The organism is Pseudomonas sp. FW305-96, assembly GCF_058783825.1.
In genome coordinates this window covers 41,729-60,868 of sequence record NZ_JBYSYW010000036.1, presented here as the reverse complement: position 1 = coordinate 60,868, position 19,140 = coordinate 41,729, and the positions used below count along the sequence as shown (strand labels likewise).

Annotated in this window: 17 protein-coding genes; 1 reads left to right on the top strand and 16 read right to left on the bottom strand. The window is 52.0% G+C overall.

Translation table 11 applies throughout. From position 1 onward, the window contains the following. The first annotated feature begins 111 nt into the window (after nucleotides 1-111). Nucleotides 112-279 carry a DUF2897 family protein gene (locus AC3WL2_RS22100; protein WP_082120463.1) on the top strand — a complete coding sequence of 56 codons (168 nt, stop codon included), beginning with the start codon at nucleotides 112-114 and terminating at the stop codon, nucleotides 277-279. Nucleotides 280-325: 46 nt separating this feature from the next. Here AC3WL2_RS22100 and AC3WL2_RS22095 read toward each other — a convergent pair whose 3' ends face one another. From AC3WL2_RS22095 to AC3WL2_RS22020, 16 genes are all read right to left on the bottom strand, one after another. Further along, nucleotides 326-664, bottom strand: a complete 339-nt coding sequence (locus AC3WL2_RS22095) for a ComEA family DNA-binding protein (protein WP_102684323.1) — start codon at nucleotides 662-664, stop codon at nucleotides 326-328. A 250-nt stretch (nucleotides 665-914) separates the two neighbouring features. Continuing rightward, complete coding sequence (locus AC3WL2_RS22090) at nucleotides 915-1,985, bottom strand: acyltransferase family protein (RefSeq protein WP_102684324.1); 1,071 nt, start codon at nucleotides 1,983-1,985, stop codon at nucleotides 915-917. A gap of 291 nt (nucleotides 1,986-2,276) precedes the next feature. After that, complete coding sequence (locus tag AC3WL2_RS22085; RefSeq protein WP_102684325.1) at nucleotides 2,277-3,359, bottom strand: acyltransferase family protein; 1,083 nt, start codon at nucleotides 3,357-3,359, stop codon at nucleotides 2,277-2,279. 188 nt (nucleotides 3,360-3,547) lie between these two features. Continuing rightward, nucleotides 3,548-5,542, bottom strand: coding sequence for a polysaccharide biosynthesis protein (locus AC3WL2_RS22080; RefSeq protein WP_102684357.1), 1,995 nt, complete (start codon nucleotides 5,540-5,542; stop codon nucleotides 3,548-3,550). A 102-nt stretch (nucleotides 5,543-5,644) separates the two neighbouring features. Next, nucleotides 5,645-6,676, bottom strand: coding sequence for an MraY family glycosyltransferase (locus tag AC3WL2_RS22075; protein WP_102684326.1), 1,032 nt, complete (start codon nucleotides 6,674-6,676; stop codon nucleotides 5,645-5,647). Further along, complete coding sequence (locus tag AC3WL2_RS22070; protein ID WP_256582578.1) at nucleotides 6,673-7,671, bottom strand: UDP-glucose 4-epimerase family protein; 999 nt, start codon at nucleotides 7,669-7,671, stop codon at nucleotides 6,673-6,675. The genes AC3WL2_RS22075 and AC3WL2_RS22070 overlap by 4 nt, the downstream gene beginning before the upstream one ends. Continuing rightward, the gene (locus AC3WL2_RS22065; protein ID WP_102684327.1) at nucleotides 7,668-8,816 is read right to left on the bottom strand and encodes a glycosyltransferase; all 1,149 of its coding nucleotides are present in this window, start codon (nucleotides 8,814-8,816) and stop codon (nucleotides 7,668-7,670) included. The genes AC3WL2_RS22070 and AC3WL2_RS22065 overlap by 4 nt, the downstream gene beginning before the upstream one ends. 1 nt (nucleotide 8,817) lies before the next feature. After that, nucleotides 8,818-9,789, bottom strand: coding sequence for an NAD-dependent epimerase/dehydratase family protein (locus AC3WL2_RS22060; RefSeq protein WP_102684328.1), 972 nt, complete (start codon nucleotides 9,787-9,789; stop codon nucleotides 8,818-8,820). Beyond that, the gene (locus tag AC3WL2_RS22055; RefSeq protein WP_102684329.1) at nucleotides 9,786-11,012 is read right to left on the bottom strand and encodes a hypothetical protein; all 1,227 of its coding nucleotides are present in this window, start codon (nucleotides 11,010-11,012) and stop codon (nucleotides 9,786-9,788) included. The genes AC3WL2_RS22060 and AC3WL2_RS22055 overlap by 4 nt, the downstream gene beginning before the upstream one ends. Nucleotides 11,013-11,019: 7 nt before the next feature. Beyond that, entirely contained in the window at nucleotides 11,020-11,931 is a 912-nt protein-coding gene (locus AC3WL2_RS22050) for a glycosyltransferase family 2 protein (RefSeq protein ID WP_158248188.1), read from the bottom strand. Next, nucleotides 11,928-13,178: an O-antigen translocase gene (locus tag AC3WL2_RS22045; protein ID WP_102684331.1), complete on the bottom strand. Its 1,251-nt coding sequence runs from the start codon at nucleotides 13,176-13,178 to the stop codon at nucleotides 11,928-11,930. The genes AC3WL2_RS22050 and AC3WL2_RS22045 overlap by 4 nt, the downstream gene beginning before the upstream one ends. A gap of 4 nt (nucleotides 13,179-13,182) precedes the next feature. Further along, nucleotides 13,183-14,295 (bottom strand): DegT/DnrJ/EryC1/StrS family aminotransferase, encoded by a 1,113-nt coding sequence (locus AC3WL2_RS22040; RefSeq protein WP_102684359.1) that lies wholly within the window; start codon nucleotides 14,293-14,295, stop codon nucleotides 13,183-13,185. 242 nt (nucleotides 14,296-14,537) lie between these two features. Continuing rightward, on the bottom strand, nucleotides 14,538-15,887 hold the full coding sequence (locus AC3WL2_RS22035; protein ID WP_158247523.1) for a Wzz/FepE/Etk N-terminal domain-containing protein: 1,350 nt from the start codon (nucleotides 15,885-15,887) through the stop codon (nucleotides 14,538-14,540). 344 nt (nucleotides 15,888-16,231) lie between these two features. Beyond that, nucleotides 16,232-17,167, bottom strand: coding sequence for a WxcM-like domain-containing protein (locus tag AC3WL2_RS22030; protein ID WP_102684333.1), 936 nt, complete (start codon nucleotides 17,165-17,167; stop codon nucleotides 16,232-16,234). A gap of 231 nt (nucleotides 17,168-17,398) precedes the next feature. Then, nucleotides 17,399-18,460, bottom strand: a complete 1,062-nt coding sequence (locus tag AC3WL2_RS22025) for an LPS O-antigen chain length determinant protein WzzB (protein WP_102684334.1) — start codon at nucleotides 18,458-18,460, stop codon at nucleotides 17,399-17,401. 446 nt (nucleotides 18,461-18,906) lie between these two features. Continuing rightward, on the bottom strand, nucleotides 18,907-19,131 hold the full coding sequence (locus AC3WL2_RS22020; protein ID WP_102684360.1) for a lipopolysaccharide assembly protein LapA domain-containing protein: 225 nt from the start codon (nucleotides 19,129-19,131) through the stop codon (nucleotides 18,907-18,909). Between the last annotated feature and the right edge of the window lie 9 nt (nucleotides 19,132-19,140).

Here is a 19,140-nt window from a genome sequence, read left to right as displayed (position 1 = left end):
GGTCATGAGAATTGGCCTGGGTGGGGGTGGCTCCTATAATGGAACCAACGGCTGCGGCAATGGCTCGAATGCCATGTAAGCGGTGCCCTGTACGCTTTCTGGAGAATCTCGATGCCTTGGTATGCCTGGTTGATACTGCTTGTTGCGCTTGGGTCGATTGTCGGCGGATTGATGCTGCTGCGGGATACGGCGAAGAAGTTGCCGTTGACCGAGGAGCAGTTGAAGAAGGTGCATGAGCGCAATGCCGAGGCGGATGCGAAGGATGCGCAGGATCGCTGATGCGCGGCAGAAAGCCGACCGATACTCATCGGTCGGCTGACCGAGGTTAGTTCACCCTCAGCTTTTCACGGTTGCGCTCGAGCAGCGCATTGCCGATTCCCTTGATTTCCAGCAACTCATCGACCGATTGGAATGGGCCGTGCGCCTCTCGATAGGCCACGATTGCCTCTGCCTTGGCCTTGCCGATGCCATTGAGTTCGTTCTGCAGGGTCAACGCATCGGCCTGGTTGAGATCAACCGTCCCCATTTGCGCCGATGACGTGGCAGCTTGCAGTTCGACCTGTTCGACAACGGGTACCGGTGCCGCTGCAGGCGCAGCGGAAACAGAGAATGACAGGCAGGTGAAGACCGGCAGCAACAGATAGGTCAGTACATTGTTTCGCATGTTGAGACTCCTTGGTCGTGGATTCCAGAGGCAGCGTTCCTTGGCTGCCCCTAAACCCTAGACGCTAAGGCCGCACATTCAACAGGCGAACACTCGGAAGAGTATTACCAGATCATTCCGCCGACTAGAACTTAACTTTGCAAAATGTAGATGACTTATAACAAGCACCCAATAGAGCGCATTGAAAATCCAGAGACATTCGCAATGCAAAGCACCTGATGCGCGGCCCCTGTGGCGATGAGATTTTATATCACGCCGGTCGCAGGAAAGCTTTTGAATCTCTAATCCGCTGAATAAAGGTGCGCCCAGCTGCTACCCCGTATCGCTCAATAGTTTTTGTCGCCACGTAGCACAGGACGAAAAGCAACACAATCTGCTGCAACTTATAGGGAATGGCAGCAAACCCGATCTTGACGACCAAAATTTCCAGATAACCCCACGACCAAAGATGGAATAGATAAATCGCGTAGGTCATCTCGGACAACGTCTTGATAATCGCATTACTAACGATTCGTTCTCTCAATGCCCACCCCGACAAGAAGAGCAAGGTTGCCATCACTATATAATTGCTCTCCTTGAGCGCTGGTTTCAGTAGCACCGTTTGCTCAATGGAAACCACTGCAATCAAAAAAATCAAGGAAAAGCAGAGATAGCGATTCGCCAGATTTTTTTCGACAAGATAGACCATTACACCCACAAACAAAAACGGTCCAAAAATGTTGAGGTAGCCATCAGTCCAGGCACCAGCGTGTGGGAACGCGCCACCAAAGAATAGTATCAGGGTCATGACCGCAAGAACCAATGGCAGGAGTTTGGGCCGCTCAATGAGGCCCACTGCTTTCAGAACAGCCATGAACCCATAGAACAGAATTTCTATCCTCAGTGTCCATTCCACGCCACCCAGTGCATTAGGCGTATTGAAAAAATCCCCGACCAGTAGAAGCCTAGAGGTCAACTCAAGCAAAGAAGGTAAAGGCACGCTCATAACCGTATGCGTGACTACAACCTCTGACAGAATTGCAACGATGTAAAGTGGGTAAATTCTAAAAATCCGACGAATGACGAATTCGCCTGTACGTTCATGTTGCAGGACATGGGTAATGATATACCCCGACGTCATGAAGAACACAACGACACCGGCCGCCCCAGCGAAACAGATGTCATATATCAGCTGCGCGACCTGGCGAACAGTGAGATGCAGGGAGGTATCCATTGCAATCTCAGCCAGATGCTTGTTGAACAGGTGACCTATGAGTACGCTTAGAAAGGCAAACACCCTCATGAAGTCGAGAAAGTCGATCCTGCTTTTATCTCTCAACATAACTACCCGCCAGTGACCGAGGAAAAATGGGCTAGATTCTACATCAGACAGAAGCAAAAGCAAGCATCAGGATTGCTGGAGCCATCTGTATTTTTCACACCTGTTACCGCTACCACGCTTGAGGCTGTCGGACCTCATCGACAATCGGAGGCCGTTGACTGCAAGTAAGCGCTGCCCTTGCCTTTATTGCGTTATTGCACCCACTCAAAAAAAGTTTTATTACTGTCATCAAGCCGTAGCTCTATTTTTAAACAACCTTGAAAAACAAACCCGCAACAGTATGCGCCCCCATCACACCGCCATTCCCCAGCGCCTCCGACGCCACAGTGAAATCATCTTCATTCTAGCGGGAGTTTCATAATACTTGAAAAGGAAAATACTGAGCACCAAAGAGACTACAAAATAGACGACTGCAAAGCCTGCATCCGTCAAAACAGCATGATCACTATTAAGCCTCAGCCTGAGTTCCTGACCAACAATAATTACCAACTGATGCACGAGATAAAATGCAAAACTCGCCTCCCCCAACAGAACCAACAAGCGTGAGCTTATCGCTTGCGCAAGAACTCCCTGCTGGTGCGCAAAGGAAAAAACAAGGTAAGCCATAGGCAAAAGATAATAGATATCAAATCTATAGGACTGTGGAATGAATTTACCAAGGGAGAAGAAAGCCACAAGTACGAGCAATGACGACGCCTGACAGAATGACGCCTGCCCGCTCGTGTACACCGGCCCCCCCACATAGAGCCTAAACAGCAAAATCCCCACCAGGAAATCAGCAAGGCGCAGCGGAGGAAAGATATAAAACAAGAAATGCTCCAACGCTTCGCCGCCCCACAAAGCCAAGGCACATTTCAACAAAACAATAGAGACAACGACACCTACCAGCGCGCGGGTACCGAATGAAATTAAAAAAGGAAACAATATATAGAAAAAAAGCTCTACTGACAGACTCCACGAAGGCGCATTAAACGAGAAGTACACCGATGCCTTGGCGCTCAGGGCTTGAAAAAGACTGACATTTAACAGTAACGACGATACATATTTCCAAACACTGGATGGCCCGCCGCCAACTGCCGCCAATACAGCAATGGACGCCAGCAAAGTCAGTAGATGTAGCGGGTAGATCCGCGCCGCCCTCGAAAACAGATACTCGCCGTAACTAAATACCTTGCCATGATTGGCGTAAGCAAGAATAAACCCCGAAAGCACAAAAAAAAAGGTGACCCCAATGTATCCTTCATACATATAGTCACCATAAAAATCGGACACCACTACGGAATCGCTTTGCCTTAAAAAATTCAGATGACTGACAAAAACCAAAAGCGCGCCAAAGAAACGCAACGATGTCAGGGCAGAAAGTTTAGAGCCCATAAAAATTTACCTTGCCATTGCCTGACCGAGAGATGCAGGGCTAATATCGACCCACAGCGCGAACTTAATAAAACGCAGTAACTTATAAGCACAGCACACAGTCGATCTTACTCAGAACCGGACGAACAGGTGTATCCCGCACATTGATTGCGGGGCACACCCTGATCGACATGCATACATCTATTAAATCACGGATCCATTCGCCTCTGAAGATAGATCCAATCTACAATTTCACTGTCCGGAGAATAGCCGCTGACCATTTCCCGAAGCAACTGGCGAACAGAAACATAATCATCCATCTGCACCGCACTCTGCAGTCGAACCAACTGTTCCTTGAGTGCTGACCACTCGAGGAAGTCCTCATCGGCGCTCATGATCATCGGGTGCTGAGTGGAGACGACGTTGTCGCCGATCAGCAGCTCTTCATAGAGTTTCTCTCCTGGCCGCAATCCGGTGAACTCAACGGCGATGTCACCATTCGGATTACGCTCCGACCGAACGCTAAGGCCAGAAAGGTGAATCATCTTCTCTGCCAGCTCCACGATCTTCACCGGTTTTCCCATGTCCAGCACGAACACATCCCCTCCCAACCCCATGGAACCAGCCTGGATGACAAGCTGCGCGGCCTCGGGAATGGTCATGAAGTAACGGGTAATCTTGGGGTGCGTGACGGTCAGTGGACCACCAGACTTGATCTGCTTGTGGAAAAGCGGAATGACTGAACCCGAGGATCCCAGCACGTTGCCGAACCGGACCATGGTGAACCTAGTCCGGTTGACATGAGGAAGATTACTGCTGCGGCCAAACAGGACAGGGGCAGACTCACGGCTCAACGCCTGCAGGATCATCTCTGCCAAACGCTTGGTACTGCCCATGACGTTGGTAGGACGAACCGCTTTGTCGGTGGAAATCAGCACAAAATTCGATACGCCGGCCTGCAACGCAGCCTGTGCGGTGTTGAGCGTTCCAAAAATGTTATTGAGAACCCCTTCGGCGATATTGTGCTCGACCATAGGTACATGCTTATACGCGGCAGCATGGTAGACCGTGTCGATATGCCAAGTACGCATGACGTCGAACAGTTGATCAGGATTGCGAATGGATCCCAGAATCGGTAATACCCTGACAGGCAAAGACTCGCGGGAAACCCGCTGCTCGAGCTCGCTCAGAATGCTATAGAGATTAAACTCACTGTGTTCAAACAGCAGCAGATTCTTCGGACGAAGACTCAATATCTGACGACAGAGTTCGGACCCGATCGAGCCCCCGGCCCCGGTGACCAGCACAGATTGGCCGACAACACAGCGCTCCAGCAACTCGCTCTGTGCCGGCACTGGATCACGCCCAAGCAAATCGGCGATGTCGACTTCCTGGATATCATCTACTTTGACCTGACCACGGGCCAGGTCCATGAAGCCAGGCACACTACGCACATGCAAGGGGAAGCCTTCGAGGAAGCTCAGTATTTCACGCCGGCGCGCACGGGTTGCCGAAGGAATGGCGAGCAGGATTTCCTCAGCGCCGGTCAATTCCAGCATTCTTTGAATATGCTTGGGTTTGTAGACCTGCAGCCCGGCGATCACCCGATCACTGATGCTCAGATCATCGTCAATGAAAGCCACCGGACGCATCAGCCGGCCCATGCGCAAGGCCGCGACCAACTGGTTGCCGGCAGCTCCAGCCCCATAAACCGCGACTTTCGGCAATCCATCATCACGGTTTGTGAAAGGGACATGCTTGGCCGCTGCAAACCAGTCGCCCAAAAAGTATTGGCGCATCAACAGACGCAGTCCACCAAGAAACACCAAGCTCAACCACCAGTAGTTGAAGATGATCGAGCGTGGCACCACCGCCTGATGGTTGCTGTACCAATAGACCACCAGTGCAAGGATCAACGACGAAAGGCTAACGGCCTTGGCGATGGCGATCAGCGCATCGTTACCGAAATATCGCATGACTGCACGGTACATGCCGAAGCGTATGAACAGTGGGATCGCCACAATCGGGGCGGCGATAAAAAGCCACAGGTGCTCCTTGATCGGATTGGATAGCTCTTCGACCCCCAGGCGAACAAGAAATGCCAGCCACAAGCTGCCCCAGACCAATACAACGTCAGTTGCAACCTGCAACAGCCTTTTGTATCGCCGAGGCAACCCTAGCAATGCGGACCGAAAACTATCCATAACCCCTTTCAAAATCATTCTCCTCTTACTGAACCTGAGCCGCACTCGCAACAATAGTGGCTGGCATGAACGATGCCGCCGGGGCCTTTTGGTCTTGGTCACTCATGCTGGCGACTTGTCGACCATTTCCCTTTGCCCCGCCTTGAATTTGACGGCAAGCGCGAGGAGCGGTGCATAAGCCACGATCACGCCAACCAATGCATCCACATGTCCCAGTGCCACAATGGCCGCCCAAGGCAGCAGCCAGAGCAGATTGATGGCCGTTACGGCCAGCGTGACGGGACGGTGCTTACCGAAATATCGCGAAGCATACTGGTAGGCATGGCTTCGGTGTGCTTCATAGACCTTGTCGCCACGCAACAGCCGTCGAGCCAGGGTAAAGGTGGCATCGACAATGAAAACACCCATCAGGATGATCCACGACCAGAGCAGCACGGGGTCGCCGTTCGCGGCATGCAATGACAGCAGCGCCAACTGGATTCCCAGGAAACCACTGCCTGCGTCACCCATGAAAATACGCGCCGGTGGGAAGTTCCAGAACAGAAAACCAGCCACGGCCAATGCAAGCAATGCTGGTGCCCAAACCATTGATGAAGCGCCACAAGCGACATAGATGACGCATGCACCCAAACAGACCGTTATCGCCTGAAGGCTAGCCAAGCCGTCGATGCCGTCCATGAAATTATAGAGATTAAGCATCCACACAATGTAGAAAGCCGCCAGCACGTAGGTAACCAGGCTGATGTCCAGTGTCGCGCCCAGGATCACCAGCTTTGGCGCATTACCTAGCCAGAACAACACCCAGCAGGCTGCGGAAAAATGTCCCAGCAATCGCCACCGGGCCGCGATATGGCCATGGTCATCGAGAAATCCGATTACTGCCACCAGGCCGCATCCACCCAAAGAACCGATCAGCAGCCCGGTCGAGATGAGATCGAGGCCGTAGGCAACCGGCAATGCCGCGAGGAACGCCAGCACGATTGCCACACCACCACCGCGTGGAGTGGGAACGGAGTGAGAACTGCGGGCATTGGGAACATCGATGATGCTTCGGGCAATTGCATAACGACGCAACGTCCCTGTCAGCAAGTAAGAAACCAGCAGAGCAGCAATGGGAAGGATCCAGTAACTCATCGAATGGGGTTTTCCAGGAAATGTTTTGCAGTGATACCGAGCGCTTCCTCCAGTGACACAGGCGGCTCCCAACCGAGCATCTGGCGTGTCTTGGAGATATCGACCTGAAGCGAGCCGCAGAGACGTTGTGACAGCGCCCGCTTACCCAGCAGATTGGCCCCGAAGGTCAGTAGCGAGCTCGGTACCGGTATCAACCTGGCCGGCTTGCCCAGGGCGACCGACATCTTCTGTAGCAGCTCCGTGGTGGAAACGTCATGGCCGTCACTCACCAGAAACACTTGGTTGGCGGCCGCCGGGTGCGAGCAGCACAACACGATCAGGTCGACGAGGTTGTCCAGGGCCACAAGGCTGCGCTTGTTATGTATGGCACCGAAAGGCAACGGAATCTGTTTGTCGAGCCAACGCATCATATTGTGGAAGTTGGCCTTGACCCCAGGTCCGTAAACCAGCACAGGCCTGATGACGACGATCTCCATGCCCAGGTCACGTCCCAGCTTCATCAACTGCTCTTCCGCTTCCTGCTTGGACACCCCGTAAGGGTCCGAGGGCGAGGCATCATCATCTGCATGGTAGGGCTGCCCCAGAGGCGTTCCCTCGCCATTGACCTTGATCGAGCTGATAAAGACAAAGCGCTTTACCCCAGCCTGGGCGGCGCGCCGGGCAAAGGCAAGCGTTGCCTCGACATTGACCTTGCGAAATTCCGCCAACGGGTCGGCGGCGACCTCGTTCATCACATGCACCCGGGAGGCACAATGAATCACCACGTCAAACGCCCGCTCAGCCTGAGGCCAGGCAGATTCGCTTGCCAAGTCATCAAACAGGTGTTGCTTGACCCCGGCGGGCAACGAGGTCGATTGCCGGCGCACTGCCGCAATCACCTCTACCGGCATCGTCGCCAATCGCTTCAACACACCTTGACCAACAAATCCGGAACCGCCTGTTAACACTATGCGCATCGTACCATCGCCCCTTGTCCTTTCTACTTGCGGCATCATTGGCGGTCCATGATCGCCTTGATGAACATCTGCATTTCCCCAACTACCAGATCCTGCGAAAAGTCCCGGCGGGCCCTCTGCAGTCCAGAGACCGCGAGCCTATCACGAAGTACGGAGTCGCTATGAAGCCGGGTGAGAACCTGCCGAATCTGCGCAATGTCCCCTGCTTCATGGAACAACCCGGTGACATCTTCTTCGACGGCATCGGTCAATCCGTAGATTCGCGAGACCATGCTGGGCACTCCCACCGCTGCCGCCTCGATGACCGCCAGGCCAAAACCTTCCCGGTAGCTGGGCATGCAAAACACGTCGGCCATTGCCATGTAGTGCTCTGGTGTCCGAGTGAAGCCCACACGATGAAACCGGCCCTGACAGGGTTGCATGATGGCGGCGAGCGACTCATCGATACCCTCGTCATCGGGGCCGACAACCAACAGATGTGCATCGGCGTACGCTTCGTCAAGCGATGCAAAGGCCCGGGCAAGATCCAATATCCCCTTGGCCGTATTGACCCGCCCAAGAAACAGGAAAACCTTGGCATTGTCGGCAATGTTCATCTCGCTACGCATTTGCGCGGCCCGCTGCGGATCCGGCTTGAAGCGCTCGATATCCACACCACTGATGGAGCCTTTGCCAAGCACCCTGATCTTGTCTGGGGCGACGATCTTCGACTCGATCAGAAAGTCTCTTTGCGAATGACTGTCAGTCAGCAGATGAGTTGCGGCGCCGGCCAGGAGACGGTCAAGGAACATCAGGAAACGACGCCCCAGCCCACGCCGCGTGAACCAGACCTGCCCGGTGAAAATGTGCACGCGGCACCGTGTCGCCGACAGCCACCCCGCCAACATGGCGACAAGTCCAGACTTGGGCATCAGGGATAGCACGCAGTCATAGCGACGCTGCATCAGGATTCGCCAAAGCCGGTACAGCGAGATCACGTCACGTTTGAGAGAGATCTTGCGTTCGATGGCATAGGGAATGAAGTCGACATGCTCTCCCAGCAGCTCTTCAACCTCATGATGCGTACCGGGGACCATCAATGTTACGTCATATTTTTCAGAAAGGCGCTTGATATGCGCCCGCATGAACACATGCAAAACAACAGGGACTGTAGCCACTATGCAAATTTTTTTACGCGAATGCATATCAGTATCCAAATGGCTCACTTTTTTTCAAAATAGAGACTAATTGCTCGGGCATTGTGGCCGAAGGACTAAAGCCAAGGAGCGATTGCGCCAAACTGGTATCGTAAGCTGTACGCTTGACCAAGGCATCAATTCGCTCTTGAGTAAGCGGAGACAACCTTGGGGGCAGCAGCGCTACCATAGCCCTCAGAAATTTTTCTGGAAGGCGAAAACGCGGCGGGCGAACGCCTTGGATGGAGGCTATGGCCTCGACCAAAGCCACTTGCTCGCAATCATTGGATATGATGAAAGTCTGATTTTTCGACTCGGACTTTTCAGAACAGATCAGTAAGGCTCTCACTACATCATCGGCATGTATATAGGTTGAGATCGCACCTATCTGACCTATATAGAAAAACAACCTGCGATGAACAGCGCGGGCCAACTGGAAAAACGATTGGTTAGACATTGCCGCGTGAAGCACTATCGACGGCCTCACGATCGTGTAATGCAAACGCGGTGTAACAGACGCTACCGCCACCAGTGCCTCATCAGCAATGGTTTTGGTTACCTCATAGTCTCCTACTGGCGCAGGGGTACTCTGCTCATCTACCACGCGCAGCGAATGAGGAGCACCACTACCTGGTCCATATGCTCCAACACTACTTAACTGAATCCAGTGCAGATCACGCTCCGAGCGTTGGATATGACGCACCGCGGCACCCAACAATGCACGAGTACCATTCACATGCAAATCATGCATGAACTCGGTTCTTTTCAGCTCTCCAGCGCAGTGAAATAAAACGTCCAATCCCGCGACGAATCCTGACAATTCCTGTTCGTCACTCGTCAGATCCCCCACGTGCACCTTTACACCGGGCATGTCGAAATCAGCGCGACGGGTGAGCACCACGACTTCATCTCCACGCTCCAGCAAAGCCTGGCAAAGGAGTCTGCCGATAAAACCACTAGCTCCTGTTACTCCAACCTTCACGTCTCTACCTCCCCTGACTTGTGTATACCTGCTTGGCGGAGCGTATCGCGTTGCTGTTGCCCAGCGAACAGATACAAGGACACTGCAAAGATCGGCATGACCTGCAGTCCTTTGAAATTTATGATTACAAATATCAAAAGCAAGGCGAGCGCAAAAACCTTGATCTCCCGACTTTTTTCATAGCGTCCGGAAAAAAGTATCGGAAAAAGGTAAAAGCTATTCAAAAGTACAAATAACGCAATAGATCCCACACCCGAAAAATACAGAAGCCGCAGGTAACCAACGTCGGTTCCCTTATAGAAACCTAGCACTGATGTATCCTCGGAGAAGTAACGACCGTCACCATACAGATACGTCGATAACTGATCAGGCAGTCTATACATGAATGACAGAGATTGAACACTGTCGCTGTGCAGTTCACCTGTCGTTGCAAAATTTCTGAAGATCTCTGTAGCTTGGTAGAAAGCACCCGATGTTACATAGAAACTCAGCACGACCATTCCCACCAGAGCGACTAGCATCAGAACCTTCAGGCCCAGACCACGACGACTGGCGCCGAGGATCGCGAAAGGAATTATCGCGCTGCGCGCTATCGCCATCGCGACCGGAAAAATCAGAATAATCAACAACCCCTTAAAATAACCAGGGCGAGAAATTAGCAAATAATAGAAGGTCGTTATAACAAGTGTAAGGGCGCCATCAACATGAAACAGGCCAAAACCGAGCGCACGCAATCCATAAATATGCTGAAACACCTCGGCCGATCGCGGTGAAATAAAGCCTAACAGCGCAAGGTATACCTCGCGATCAACAACAGAAATGATGACCAAGGCGCTTTGCAAGGCAATCCAAGCCAATATAACCGAAGGCCTTTTACTCGTAACGCGATATATCACGTAGCCAAAAAATATATTGAGAAAAATCTTGCTGGACACGACAAAATGAAAGAACATATCTCCCGGCGCACCGGAAGTAGCGACAAGCGCACCACCGAGCAACCAGCTTCCAAACAACAATATTAAGGCAACCGAAAAACCACCATTGTCAACCAGCAACCGAAGAAATCCAAACAGATAGAAGGGCATGAGTAAAACCGCCATTGGGATTTCGGTACCGTAGATACGCGGAAACCCAATTACCAGCACGAGTACAATGAGCGCCAACAGAAAAGAGCCTTTTTTCTCAGCCTGCTCATTGCCATGCACGCCTACATCTATTGTCATCGGATCTTTACCATTTGAACAGCAAATTAAAAAGCCCTTGCCACATGCGCACATCTCCTACTCGCCAACACACCGAAGGTAGCATCTTGACCGCTTGGAGTTTTGCCACCATGGCATGATCGCGAAACTTCATACAATGCAACATCGATTGATTGGAGGCATACAATGGGTGGAGGCGATAGGCACTCGCAATTTTCGCCATCTCATTCTGCATCAACGCATAGTTTTTTGATGTATTGCTATCATGCCGACGATAGAGAGAGACCACTTCACCGACAATTCTCAATCGCTCTCCACCATGGGTCATCCGAAGCCACAAATCCCAGTCCTCGACCTTGACTTGCGGATTAAACCCGCCCATACGGCGAACCACTTCGGTACGTAGCAGATTGGCAGGGGCCAGCAGCTTGACTTTGGCCAGGAAAATATCGGCAAAACAACAATCGCGCGAACCAGGGTTGACCTGCCCTACGATTTTTCCATCATCGTCCATCATCATGATGCCGCCAAATGCTCCAGCAAACGTCGCGTCCTCCTCCAAGTGCGCCAACAGTTTCGTTGTCTTGTCCGGCAACATGGCGTCATCCGAAGCAATCACACAGAAGTATTCGCCGCGACTCCATGCCAATCCCTCGTTAAGGGTATTGGAAAGCCCCTTGTTTGGACGACTGCGAAATTCGAACCGTTCGAAACGCGCCTCGCACTCGGTAATAAGTTGTTTAATCACCTGGCAACTCTCATCAGGAGAGCCGTCATCGATTACGATCAACTCGATACGCGAGTAATCCTGCTCTAGAATGCTGCGTACGCACTGCTCGACGTAGCGCTGATGGTTATAAACAGGTATACAGACACTGACTAGACCTTTCACAAGTTTTTCCGATTCGCCACCGCAAGGTAGATCTAGCACCCGACTCATTTGAACACCCCGAACCGCTTCAACGCCAAGTACATGAAGACAAGATACGCTGCATAGTTCAACGCATGCGCCATAGCCAAACCCGAAAGACCTAGCCATGGCAAGAGCAAACGCGTCAACGCATAGAATAAAAAGGCAAATAGAACTTCAGATGCAATATAAATTTTAAATCGGCCTTTCGCGATAAATACGTAAGCCAGCATCCAGCTACAAATACGCAGTACATCACCCAGCATCTGCCAGGCAAACATATCGCGAATAGGCAGAAAATCCTCAGTAAACAGCAGGCCAATAATAAAGTCGCGCAGCGCATACATTATCAGCGCACAGAGTACCGTGACAGGTACAATTATCTTGTAGCCCGCAATAATTTCACGACGAATATCCGCCAGGTCCTCCAACTCGGAGAAACGAGGCAGAAAATAAACACTGAGCGTGGTCGTTACAAGCATCAGATAAGCCGCACTAAGACGCCACATAGCCTCCCAATAGCCCGCAACTTCCCACCCAACTTGAGTACCAATGTACTCACGAATAGCAATTTGGCTGAGTGGAACACAAATGGCCGAAGCCAAAGCCATGGAGGTAAATTTAAGCAGATTCAGCGCGATAGACTTGTCGAAACGTCCAAAAAAATTAGCCACGGTGAACCAAGAGGTTCTGAGAATGATGACCAACGTGACGAAAAAACTAAGGGACTGATACACCGCCAACGCAACCAAGGCACCGTACAACCCCAATCGAATAGCCAATACAGTAGTGACGAGAAGAGAAAAAAGACTACCGGCAATATTGGCGATTACGTAAAGCGCGATCTCCTTCCTGCCATTTAGGATAGCAATCAGCAGGGCATTGAGCGTAAAAGGGAGAAGGAATGCGGCAAACCACACAAACACACTTGCATAGGCTGAATCCTTCATAAGCAAAACAGCTAAATGATCGCTGAACGCGAAAATGAGCAGGCTCGACAGTACAGAGCCTGCCCCGGTAATGATCAACGCTGTGCGCCAAACTTCTCGCTGACGCGGCAGATCATCTCCATACTCGGCAGTATACTTGGTTACGCCAGTATTGATTGCACCACTGGCAAACGTGGTGATCATTTGAACCGCATTTTGAAACTGTCCAAGTACGGCGTAGCCCGACGGACCGACATAGATTGCTAGAATCTTGTTCAGTCCGAGCAGGGTCAACATCCGCACAATTACGGAAATACCATTAAGAAGACTGGTCTTTATAAGCGTCATCGACTTAGAGGACCATACCCTTGAAGGAGTTACAGGCAGCGATAACCTTTTCGACGTCCGCCTCCATCATGGTCGGGTCCATGGGTAGACTCAGCACCTCTTGATGCAGCTGCTCGCTGACGGGATAACTGTCCCCGCGCCAGTCCGCATACGCCTGTTGTTGATGTGGCGGAATGGGATAGTGAATCAGCGTTTGTACACCTTGCTCATTAAGATGCTGCTGCAATGCTTCCCTCTGAGCCGTTCGCACTACGAAAAGATGCCAAACATGTTGCTCCTCTCGTTCTACCGTTGGCAGCCTGATCGCTGGATTATCAATACCAGCAATATAGCGACTTGCAATAACCCGCCGTTGCTGCGTATGAACGTCAAGCACACGAAGCTTTACAGAAAGCATCGCCGCCTGAATTTCGTCCAACCGGCTATTTACTCCTCTGTACAGGTTTTCGTACTTCTTGTGAGAGCCATAATTGCGCAATGCTCGCAGCGTCAGAGCGAGATCGTCATCATTGGTCGTGACAGCCCCTGCATCACCCAGGGCACCAAGATTCTTACCTGGGTAGAAGCTGAACCCTGAAGCATCCCCCCAGTTTCCACATCGCCGCCCATCAATACTTGCACCGTGTGACTGTGCGGAGTCCTCCAGAACAAGCAACCCATGCTCCTTGGCCAATTGCATAATGGCGGGCATGTCAGCCAACTGTCCGTACAGGTGAACAGGTAAGATCGCCTTGGTATTCGACGAAATGGAGCGCTTGATAGCGTCCACAGAAATATTAAACGTGTCAGGATCAGGCTCAACCAAAACGGGCTGTAACTGATTTTCCGAAATGGCAAGAATACTTGCTATATAAGTATTAGCCGGGACAATCACTTCATCACCCGCCTTGAGCCTACCCAATTCTTTCCAGGCTCGGAGCGTCAGCACCAAGGCATCCAAGCCATTAGCGACACCAACACAATGTTTTACACCACAGTACTTTGCCCAAGCACTCTCAAACTCAGAAAGCTCTTTACCCGCAATATACCATCCTGACTCGATAACCCGCTTGCACGCTTCCACCAATTCATCTTGAAGCGTTTCGTTTATTTTCTTCAGATTGAGAAAGCTGACCATCATATTCCTCATGAAATCCTGAGCCCGGTTCGACCGTGTAAGCGAACCCGGGACAACCCTATCATCACGACACTTTGAAAGCCTGTGTCTTCACGGTCGCAACGCAACGCTGCGACCCTACCTCAAGACATGAACGGTGCGCGGAATGCCTACTATCTCACATTAGTGACACCAGCGTTACAAGGCAAAATGCCACCCCACCCGTCGTTGATAAAGCCGCCGAGGGGTTAGGAAAGCAGTTCTCAACGCAAACGCCCCCCGCTGAGATCTTCGCGCCGCAGGACAGCGCCCGGAGACTCTACCCGATCGAAGGCAGTACCTTTGAACTGCGAGGCATTGCTCATGAACAGGTGCCGAAGTAGCACAAAACTCACCCCTAATAACAACCCCACCAGCATGCCGCTGATGCCTAACAGCCATTTGTTCGGTGAAATCGGTGCCTGCGGGCTCACCGCACGTTGATCAATACTCACAAGCTTGAGCATCGACGCCTGCAATTTGAGCTGCTCCAATTCAAATCGCTCCGCCCTGATACTAGCGATATCCTGTGCGTACAAATCAGTAAGCTTGCGCTGCTCAAGCGCCTCAATTTCACGATTGCGCTCGAGCATCTGCAGCTCCTTCGCAATCTGAGGAATTCGAGTGTCCACAAAATCGTCGGAGCGGCGCTGGACCAATGCTGCGCGCTCGGCCTCCAGGGCATCGCTGCCAAGGAAGTAGAGAGGGTCACGGCTGACACCATCTGCCACGACTACGCTGGTGGCATTATTCGCCGGGTTATCGGCAATCGAAGCAGGTGTGGAAGGTCGCTTGATGCCTAAGCGTCGAGCGATGAGTAGCGCCTCGTCTAATTGAGCAATACGGTTGGCGCGCAATGTTTTGAGCTCGGCACGTCGCGCACGCATCTCGTCAAGCAGCCGGGCTCGTTTTACCGAGTCTTCTTCATTCAACGAGGCAATCTGGAGGTCTTTTAATGTCTCGTAGGAGAGCCGAGACTTTTGCAACCGCAAATCCAATGCTTTCAGCTGATTATTAACAACAGTGCTTATATCACTATTGATTCTTTCACGCTCAACCACAAAGGCTTGATCCAGCAAGCCCTCCACAATAGCGACGCCCTCATCACCTGCGCGATAAGTAAGCTCGAGCACGACCGCATCACTACTTCCTTCCCCAGCTGAAGCACTGACACGGCGCACCTGCAATGAATTGCGATTAAACAACTCGAAGCGTTGCTCGACACTTAAAGCGGGGTCATTGAATGACTTGAACTGCTCAGGATGGGCTCGAAAGTAAGCAAATCGGGTGTCGTAAGATTCCAGTGCTGCGCCGACACGCTGTAACGCTTGCTCGGGCCCGAGCTTATATACCCCCGAGCGGTTCAGTGCGTCCAACTCGAATTGGGCTACCGGACGCAGGACACTTGTTACCTTATAACTGGGGGTGACAAGGAAAGCGTAGGTCAAGGCGGCGATCGTAGCCAGGGCAGTGGTGGCGAGAACCAGTCGCCTCCCGTGCCACAGCGCGGCACTCGCACTGAAAAGGTTGAACTCAAGAACACCTAATGATGGAAACTGATTGATGCTAGTCACGACAGACCTGCCTTCGAGCCTGAAAAATACCGCGGCAGGCCCCATCCCATGGCTTGGCTAAAGGCATATCCGTGCCACGACGTGGAATGCAGGGCATACCTGCATGCAAGGAAAGGGTCGTATTATGGCAGCGGGAGCTATTTATACAAGCGTCAACGCCGACCTTTTGCTGGCACGCTTGACTGACAGCAGGATGACACCCCCTGGGCATTCTCGTGACTATCGTCGAATGAGAATGGCCCGCAGCAGAAACGGCTCGGCTCCGTGCTGGTGGAGGTATCAATTGCCCCCAGAAGCCAATCGACACCTGTGAACCCAGGGGGGGGGAGGGGTGACAAAGGACCTTACTTTACAAGGTCGACAAAATCTTCATAACTGTTGATGTAATCTTCCACATCATAGTCATCGGATGCGAACACCAAGAGCACGGCATCACTAGAGTATTGGTATTGAACCCCCCAGGTCAGGGGAGGCAGGTAAATGCCCATGTTCGGCTTGTCGAGTAGAAATTCATCCCGCACACGGCCATCATCGACAATCACATGAACACTACCCTTGACTACCACCAGGTATTGATGGCACTTCAAATGCGCGTGCTCGCCGCGAGTTTCACCAGCCGGGACACCATAGACAAGGAAATATCGCTTCGCCGCAAAAGGCACACTTCGCTCAAACTCTCCAACCGTCAGACAGCCACGCGAATCACTCATTACTTTTTGGCAATGAAGGGTTACTCCACGAACTTTTGTGGCTGTCACACCAAGCTCGCATGACGGTTCAGTCGGCAACGGAGAGGTACGCTCAGTGTCCACATGGCCGATAATTTTCGCAGGATTGCCTACGACGATTGCCCCAGGCGGGACCGAGCGCGTAACTACAGCCCCAGCGCCGACCATGGCCCGCTCCCCAATGGTCAAACCCGGCAGTATGGTACAGTTCGCACCGAGAGACGCCCCTCGCCGAACAATAGTTCGCAGGAATTCTCCAGGATAGACTTTGCTTCGTGGGAATAGATCATTTGTAAAGGTAACATTAGGACCAACAAATACATCGTCCTCCAAGGTAATGCCATCCCACACCTGCACACCACACTTGAGTGTTACCCGGTCACCAATTACGACGTCATTCTCAACAAAAACATTATCACAGATATTACATTCCTTGCCCACTACAGCCCCAGGCAGAACATGAGCAAATGCCCATATCCTGGAGCCCGCTCCAATTGATAGAGATTCGCACAAAGCACGCTCATGCACAAAATAATCCAACTCAACACCCATTTTCCTGCTCCGAAATCCCTGCTTTAACACGCTTTCAGCATGCCGTATTTTAGACACTTACATTACGCAAGCTCCTACCCCCGCGCCTGAGGGCTTGTACGAAAAGTACCCGAGCGACGCTCAGGCAAGTAAAAATCAGGCGAGGAAGCAGAGTTTGCGGGTTGTAAATGAGCATTCCGAGCCAGCTTTCAACGCGATATGATCGTAGCACAGGCACTGTTAGTACAAAGCTTAGCTTGACGATAACTCGGCAGCGCTGGACCCTCGACGCCGCACCCCTCGCCATACGAGGCGCGACAAAGCGGCTGCGACACCGATAAGCAGGCCCGACAGCACACCCAGCGATATGACCAGAGCACGATTCGGCTTGACCTGCTCATCAGGCTCCAACACCTCGCCATCCGGACGATACACCTCGAACACCGCTTCACCCACTTTCAATGCCTGATAAAAGGCGAGCTCTTCTTGATAAACGCGCAACCCCGGGGTAAAGGGATCGTTAGTTGCCCGCTTGCCAAGCATCTCTATCTCGGCTTTCAATGCCTTGGATCCGCGTAGATAAACCAGTTCACGCGCCCCCCCCCTTTCCGCAACCGATGTATCAACCACCTCTACTGGCTTTTCCTGCCCGATTTTTTCTGCGATCACCAGCGCTTCCGATAACTGCACCATCCGATCTTCGCGCTCTCCGAGGGCATTGGCTCGAGCGACTTCAATTTTTTTTATGAGACTGTCCACTTTTAACGCAACTTCCACCTGCGCCCCTCGAATTAAAGCTGCTTTCGCCTCTTCATTGGCCATTTGCATATAGCGAGAAAGCCATTCGGCCGCCATAACTGGAGTCGACTGCCGCATCGCGATCGAGTAACGCTCAGGCGCTTGGCTTTCAGCAACAGCTAACAGCTTGTTGAACCGCGCATACAAATCGTCCTGAGAGCGTGAGCGCTCCCCTTGCGAAAGACTGGGCAAATAATATTCAAGAAAAAACTTTCGACGCAAAAACTCCGAATTCAAACAATCCAGAAAAATAGCATAGGCATCCTTAGGCGAAATCAGCTTCAAGCCACTGTCCCCTCCCCGCCCTTGATTGAGACGCGCGACATCATGGGCAAAAGGCGGCTGGACGTACACTTTAGCTTCAAACAGAGGTGAAGCGAAAAACGCGTAGCCGATCGAAGCAAGCGTGACAACCAATGCCACACCGACCACCAGGATTTTTTCCCCCCACAACACCGCGATCAAGGTGATCAGGTCCATCTCCCCTACATCAGCGCCACCACGTATATTTTGCATCTATTCTAGTTTTCCTTAGGTCTGTCAGATCGACTACGCCTTTAGGCGCTAGCAGAACATCCTGTCACATACCCCAAGCATAGCCGGCATTACTCAATACCAAGCGCAAATTCACTCCCACGCTAAGCCAGATAATGAAAGCACTCCTCCGCATTAGTTCCATTCATACGACAAATGGAGAAAAAACCGACAGAGCATTTCGCAATTGAGCGGCCTTTAGGCACTCTTTGTCCATGACGGTCCAACAGGTAGGCGACTGCTTCGTTAGGCCACCGGAGAATCCAAACGCTTGCGCACACCCATCACAGATGAGGGCGGCCGAAATCCCTGCTCGCTAAAGACGCATAGGCAGAAATTGAAAGTGACGACTCACTACTACTCGCTCACAACATGATGGCACTTCAACATAAGACATGCCCCCTTTACCTGCTCCTGGAAGACACGACTTACCGGGCAACCTTGCGCCACCGCCCAAACGAACCCAGCAGCGGCCCCATTGCCAAGCCAACCACCAACGCCGCCAACACTAACACTGCTATGGGGAGGGAGGGCGCCGACCAGCCAAACAAAACCAGGGAGACAGCCTGCTGGTTCTCCAACACAAAGAACAACACTACAGCCGCCAATAGCAGCACGAACAACGCCATCAGGGCGCGCTTGAGATTACGCATCAGGCTGCT

Coding starts and splice junctions, on each gene's coding strand:
- AC3WL2_RS22045 (WP_102684331.1), bottom strand. CDS start 13,178: ATGACGCTTATAAAGACCAGTCTTCTTAATGGTATTTCCGTAATTGTG.
- AC3WL2_RS22080 (WP_102684357.1), bottom strand. CDS start 5,542: ATGGATAGTTTTCGGTCCGCATTGCTAGGGTTGCCTCGGCGATACAAA.
- AC3WL2_RS22040 (WP_102684359.1), bottom strand. CDS start 14,295: ATGGTCAGCTTTCTCAATCTGAAGAAAATAAACGAAACGCTTCAAGAT.
- AC3WL2_RS22020 (WP_102684360.1), bottom strand. CDS start 19,131: ATGCGTAATCTCAAGCGCGCCCTGATGGCGTTGTTCGTGCTGCTATTG.
- AC3WL2_RS22090 (WP_102684324.1), bottom strand. CDS start 1,985: ATGTTGAGAGATAAAAGCAGGATCGACTTTCTCGACTTCATGAGGGTG.
- AC3WL2_RS22025 (WP_102684334.1), bottom strand. CDS start 18,460: ATGCAAAATATACGTGGTGGCGCTGATGTAGGGGAGATGGACCTGATC.
- AC3WL2_RS22055 (WP_102684329.1), bottom strand. CDS start 11,012: ATGACAATAGATGTAGGCGTGCATGGCAATGAGCAGGCTGAGAAAAAA.
- AC3WL2_RS22050 (WP_158248188.1), bottom strand. CDS start 11,931: ATGAGTCGGGTGCTAGATCTACCTTGCGGTGGCGAATCGGAAAAACTT.
- AC3WL2_RS22065 (WP_102684327.1), bottom strand. CDS start 8,816: ATGCATTCGCGTAAAAAAATTTGCATAGTGGCTACAGTCCCTGTTGTT.
- AC3WL2_RS22075 (WP_102684326.1), bottom strand. CDS start 6,676: ATGAGTTACTGGATCCTTCCCATTGCTGCTCTGCTGGTTTCTTACTTG.
- AC3WL2_RS22030 (WP_102684333.1), bottom strand. CDS start 17,167: ATGGGTGTTGAGTTGGATTATTTTGTGCATGAGCGTGCTTTGTGCGAA.
- AC3WL2_RS22100 (WP_082120463.1), top strand. CDS start 112: ATGCCTTGGTATGCCTGGTTGATACTGCTTGTTGCGCTTGGGTCGATT.
- AC3WL2_RS22070 (WP_256582578.1), bottom strand. CDS start 7,671: ATGATGCCGCAAGTAGAAAGGACAAGGGGCGATGGTACGATGCGCATA.
- AC3WL2_RS22085 (WP_102684325.1), bottom strand. CDS start 3,359: ATGGGCTCTAAACTTTCTGCCCTGACATCGTTGCGTTTCTTTGGCGCG.
- AC3WL2_RS22095 (WP_102684323.1), bottom strand. CDS start 664: ATGCGAAACAATGTACTGACCTATCTGTTGCTGCCGGTCTTCACCTGC.